General features: G+C 69.4%; 4 protein-coding genes. All 4 read right to left on the bottom strand.

Going from position 1 to position 5,445, the window contains the following annotated elements:
• Positions 1–137: 137 nt before the first annotated feature.
• A complete protein-coding gene (locus ABT085_RS43315) occupies positions 138–1,565 on the bottom strand; it encodes a GH1 family beta-glucosidase (protein ID WP_351621805.1) in 1,428 nt (475 codons plus the stop codon).
• A 110-nt stretch (positions 1,566–1,675) separates the two neighbouring features.
• Entirely contained in the window at positions 1,676–2,587 is a 912-nt protein-coding gene (locus tag ABT085_RS43310; RefSeq protein ID WP_351621803.1) for a carbohydrate ABC transporter permease, read from the bottom strand.
• Complete coding sequence (locus ABT085_RS43305; protein ID WP_351621800.1) at positions 2,584–3,612, bottom strand: carbohydrate ABC transporter permease; 1,029 nt, start codon at positions 3,610–3,612, stop codon at positions 2,584–2,586. Before ABT085_RS43305 ends, ABT085_RS43310 begins: the two co-directional genes overlap by 4 nt.
• Entirely contained in the window at positions 3,609–4,934 is a 1,326-nt protein-coding gene (locus tag ABT085_RS43300) for an ABC transporter substrate-binding protein (protein WP_351621797.1), read from the bottom strand. Before ABT085_RS43300 ends, ABT085_RS43305 begins: the two co-directional genes overlap by 4 nt.
• Positions 4,935–5,445 lie beyond the last annotated feature (511 nt).

Below are 5,445 nucleotides of genomic sequence, written 5' to 3'. Positions count from 1 at the left end.
GCTCTCCCCAACACCACACCCAGCACCGGGGGGCGCCCCCCCCGGCCGGGCCCCCCCCCCACCCGGCGGGGCCGCGCTGGTATTCCGGACCGACGGACGCCCCCTCCCCCGGGACGGGGGCCTCCGCGGGCCCGGGGTCAGGCGCTCTCGACCTCCGGCAGCGAGCCCGTACGGGCCGCCTGCCCGTACCAGAGCGCGCTCGACTTCGGCGTGCGCTCCAGCGTCGCGTAGTCCACGTACACCGCGCCGAAGCGCTTCTCGTAGCCGTACGCCCACTCGAAGTTGTCCAGCAGGGACCACAGGTAGTAGCCGCGCACGTCCGCGCCGTCGGAGATGGCCCGGCGGACCGCCGAGAGGTGGCCGTGCAGGTAGGCGACGCGCTCGGGGTCGTGGACCCGGCCGTCGGGGTCGGGCTTGTCGTCGTAGGCCGCGCCGTTCTCCGTGATGTACAGGGGCAGGCCCGGGGCCTCCCGGTTGTACCGCATGATCAGCTCGTGCAGGCCGGTCGGGTCGATCGTCCAGCCCATCTCCGTGCGCTCGCCCGGGGTCTGGTGGAAGTCGACGTCGGCGGCGGCCGGCCAGGGCGAGTGCTCGCTGGCCCCGTGACCGTCCGCCCGCGCGCCCTGCCGGTCAGGCTGGGCGGCCGACACCAGCGTGGGCGTGTAGTAGTTCAGGCCCAGCGTGTCCAGCGGCTGGTTGATCTTCCGCAGGTCGCCGTCGAGGACGTACGACCAGTCCGTGACCGAAGAGGTCGCCGCGAACAGGCTCTGCGGGTACGCGCCGTGCAGGATCGGGCCGTGGAAGACACCGTTGGCGAGGTCGTCGATCTTGCGGGCCGCGGCCAGGTCCGCCGGGTCCTGGGTGAGCGGCCGGACCACCGAGGAGTTGAGGCTGAGCCCGACCGTGTTGCGGGCAGGCATCACCGAGCGCAGCGCCGTCGCGCCGAGGCCGTGCGCGAGGTTCAGGTGGTGGGCGGCGCGCAGCGACGCCTCCGGGTCCGTACGGCCGGGGGCGTGCACACCGGAGCCGTAGCCCAGGAAGGCGCTGCACCACGGCTCGTTGAGGGTGATCCACTGCTCCACGCGGTCGCCGAGCGCCTCGCCGACGATCTGCGCGTACTCGGCGAAACGCAGCGCCGTGTCGCGCTCCGGCCAGCCGCCGGCGTCCTCCAGCTCCTGCGGGAGGTCCCAGTGGTAGAGGGTGACGGCCGGCTTGATGCCATGGGCGAGCAGGTCGTCGACCAGGCGGCGGTAGAAGTCCAGGCCGACCTGGACCGCCGGACCCCGGCCGGTGGGCTGCACCCGCGACCAGGAGATCGAGAACCGGTACGCGCCCAGCCCCAGACCGGCCATGAGCTCCACGTCCTCGTGGAAGCGGTGGTAGTGGTCGACAGCGATGTCACCGTGGTCGCCGCCGGCCGTCTTTCCCGGCGTATGGCTGAAGGTGTCCCAGATCGAGGGGGTGCGGCCGCCCTCGCGCACCGCCCCCTCGATCTGGTAGGCGGAGGTCGCGGCGCCCCACAGGAAGTTGGGGGGAAAGGCCACGGGCGTAATGGGTTCAGGCATGGAAGCGCTCCCAAGGGAAGTCGGGGTGACCGACGGAAGGAAAAAGGGGAGGGAGGGGCGGGCCGCAGGGGCCGGGGCGGCGGTGGCCCGGCCCCTGGACGGCAGGGACGTCAGCCCTTGATCGCGCCCTGCATGATTCCGCCCACGATCTGCTTGCCGAACAGCAGGAAGGCGATCAGCAGCGGCAGTGTGCCGAGCAGCGCGCCCGCCATGATGACGGCCTGGTCGGGGATGTAGCCGGTGCCCAGAGAGTTGAGGGCGACCTGGACCGTCGGCTCCTGCTGGTTCAGGGCGATGATCGGCCACAGGAAGTCGTTCCAGGCCATCACGAAGGTCAGCAGGCCGAGCACGGCCATCGCCGGGCGTGCCGCCGGGAAGACGACGTGCCACACCACGCGCAGACTGTTCGCGCCGTCGACCCGCGCCGCCTCGATCAGCTCGGAGGGCAGCGCCTGCACCAGGTACTGCCGCATGAAGAACGTACCGAAGGCGCTCACCAGGGTGGGCAGGATGACCGTCTGGAGCTGGTTGGACCAGCCCAGGTCGCTCATCCACAGATACAGCGGTACGACGGCCAGCTGCGGCGGGATCATCATCGTGCCGACGGTCAGCAGCAGCAGAAGACCGGAGAACTTGAAGCGCAGCTTGGCGAAGGCGAACCCGGCGAGCGTGGAGAACACGACCGTGCCGACGGTGATGGTCCCGGCCACGATCGTGGAGTTGATCATGGCGGTGCCGAGCCCGGCCTGGTCCCACGCGGCCTCGAGGTTCTTGAACAGGTTCGAGCCGAACCACAGCGGCGGCGGTGTCTGCGCCAGCCGCGTGTTGTTGCGCGAGGCCGCGATCGCCGTCCACACCAGCGGAGCGAGCGAGACCAGCGCGAAGACGGTCAGGACGATGTAGGTGACCGGACCCGCGTGCAGCTGCTTGCCCGCGCCGAGCACCCGGCGGCGTCCGGGCTCCCGGACGCCCGCGGTTCCCTTCGGCTCCGCCTGGGAGACGGTCAGTTCAGTCGTGGTCATTGGGATTTCCTCAGCCGTCGGGTGATCAGCATGTTGATCGCGGCGACGATCAGCAGGATCAGGAACATCGTCCACGCGATCGCTGACGCCTTGCCGAGGTTGCCGATGCCCCAGCCCTGGTCGTACATGTACAGGCCGAGCGTCTGGTACTGGTGCGCGGAGCCGCCCTTCGAGCCGCTGACCCCGCCGAACAGGAGCGGTTCGCCGAACAGCTGCGTCGCGCCGATCGTGGACACGACCACCGTGAACAGGATCGTCGGCCGCAGCATGGGGATCGTCACATGGCGGAACTGCTGCCAGCGGCCGGCGCCGTCGAGCGCGGCCGACTCGTACAGGTCCGTGGGGATCGCCTGCATCGCCGCGAGGTAGATCAGCGCGTTGTACCCGGTCCACCGCCAGATCACGATCGAGGAGACGGCGAACTGCGAACCCCAGTCCGACTCACGCCAGTTGATCGGGTGGACCCCGACGAAGTGCAGCAGCCAGTTGATCATGCCGCCGTCCCACGAGTACAGCAGCGTGAAGACCAGCGTCGCCGCCGCCACCGAGGTGGCGTACGGGGTGAGCATCACGACCCGCCACACGGTCGAGCCGCGCAGCCGGTAGTTGAGCAGATGGGCGAGCCCGAGCGCCATGAGCAGCTGCGGCACCGTGGAGATCACACCGATGGTGAAGGTGTTCTCCAGGGCGTTCCAGAAGAACTCCGAGGACAGCAGGTTCTTGTAGTTGTCCAGGCCCGCCCAGGTCTGGTGGTCCAGACCGGAAAGCTGCACATTGTGCAGCGAGTACCAGGCCGTGTAGAGCAGCGGGAAGAGGCCGAAGGCCCCGAAGATGATGAAGAAGGGGGAGATGAATGCGTACGGCGCCGCCTTCATGTCCCAGCGGTACAGCCGGCTGCGCCAGGAATCCGGGCCCGGCGGCGGCGTACCCCGACCCTGAGCGCCCCGGGCCGCGCCCGGCTGTGAGCCGGGCGCGGCGTCGGCGCTCGTCGCGGTCTGCGCGAGAGCCTGCTTGGAGCTGGTCACTGGCCGAGCACGTCCTTGATCTCAGCCTTTGCCGCGTCCCAGCCCTGGGCCGGGGACTTGCCCTTCTGCTCGACCTGGAGGATGCCGACGTCGGTGATCGCGGTGCCGATCGGCTGGTCCTTGGTGCCGAAGTTCTGGACCGGGATGGTCTTGGCCGAGTCGCCGAAGATCTGCGTGATCGGCGCGTTGGAGAAGTACTCCGTGGTGGCGGCGGCCGGCGTCAGGCTGCCGTACGCCGACGGGGTCGACGGGAAGCTCGCCTGCTTGGCGAAGACCTTCGCCTGCTGCTCGGGCGCGGTCAGCCACTTGGCCAGTTCGATGGCCTCCTTCTGGTGCTTGCCGGCCGTCGGGACACCGATGAACGAGCCGCCCCAGTTGGCCGCGGTCGGCGCGGCCGCCACGTCCCACTTGCCCTTGCCCGAGTCACCGGACTTCTCCTGGATGTAGCCCATCATCCAGGCGGGGCAGGCCACGGTCGCGAAGGAGCCCTTGGCGTAGCCCTGGTCCCATGTCGGGTCGAACTGCTTCAGCTTCGCCGACATGTTGCTGGTCGCCACGGTCATGGCGACGTTCCAGGACTTCTTCACCCCGGTGGACTTGTCCCAGATGACGTTGCCGTCCTTGTCGTAGTACCGCTCGCTCTCGCCGCCGAGGGCCGCGTTGTAGACCGAGGAGGCGGAGTCCACGAACTTGGTGCCGCTCGGCGCCTTCTTCATGTACTGCTTGCCGAGGTCGACGTACTTGGCCCAGTCGCCCTTCCAGGACGCGGCGAGCTTGGTGCGGTCGGTCTCCAGACCGGCCTTCTCGAAGAGGTCCTTGCGGTAGCAGATCGCCATCGGGCCGATGTCGGTGCCGAGCGCGATGGTCTTGCCGTCCTTGGTGGTGGCCTGGGAGAGCTTCCAGTCCAGCCACTGCGACTTGTCGACCTCCTTGCCGAGGTCGACGAACTTGTCGGCCTGGGTCTGGACGGCCTCGGTGATGTTGCCGACCTCGATGGCCTGGATGTCGTCGGTGCCGGAGCCGGCCTGGAGCCGGGTGAGGGTCTTGGGCCAGTACACGTCGGTACGGGTGGTGACGTTCTCCTTGATGGAGATGTTCGGGTGGAGCTTCATGTACTCGTCGTAGAGGCCGGCCTGCTTGTAGCCGAAGACGCCGAAGGTGCCTATCGTCAGAGTGGTCTTGCCCTTGGCGTCTCCGCCACCGTTCGAGTTCGACGAGCTGTCGTCCGAGTCGCTGGAACAACCGGCCAGCAGCCCCGTAGCCAGCGCGGCGACGACCGTGAAGGCCATCATCCGGCGGGACCGGCGGGTACTCGTGCGCATAGCGTCCTCCTGTTGCCTGACGTGCCGACCCCCCGGCCAACTGCATTGGTGGCGCCCGTTGTTCTCGCTGCGGCTCGGGCGGGGAACGTGCGGGATGTGTATGTGTCAGGTACTGTGGGAGCGCTCCCACAGGTGATGAGTTGAAGAGTCGCCGGTCCGCGCGGGGGTGTCAAGGGAGTCGGCGTGCAGAGATGCGTTCAGTTATCGGGCTGTTAACTGGAGTGAGGGATTCCGTTAGAAACCGGAACCGTACCGGAATCGGAAGCGGAGCCGGGTCGGTGCCGGGCCCGGACGGGGGCCGGTGCCGCTTCGGGCCCGCCGGGGTCCGGGCGGAAGGCCGGTCGGGTCCGGTCCGGTGCGGTGGTGGGCCGGTCCAAGTGGAGGGCCGGTCCGGGGTTCCCGTCCGGTCGGCGGCGGGGGGGCGCGCGGCCCCCCCCCCCCCCGCCCCCCCCCGGCCGGCCCGCGGGGCGGGGTTGTATTTATACCGCCACGGGGTGAGGGGGGGCCGCCT

The sequence above is a fragment of the Streptomyces sp. NPDC002265 genome, from assembly GCF_040296125.1.
GTDB lineage: Bacteria > Actinomycetota > Actinomycetes > Streptomycetales > Streptomycetaceae > Streptomyces.
This window is presented reverse-complemented; position numbering and strand designations above follow the sequence as displayed.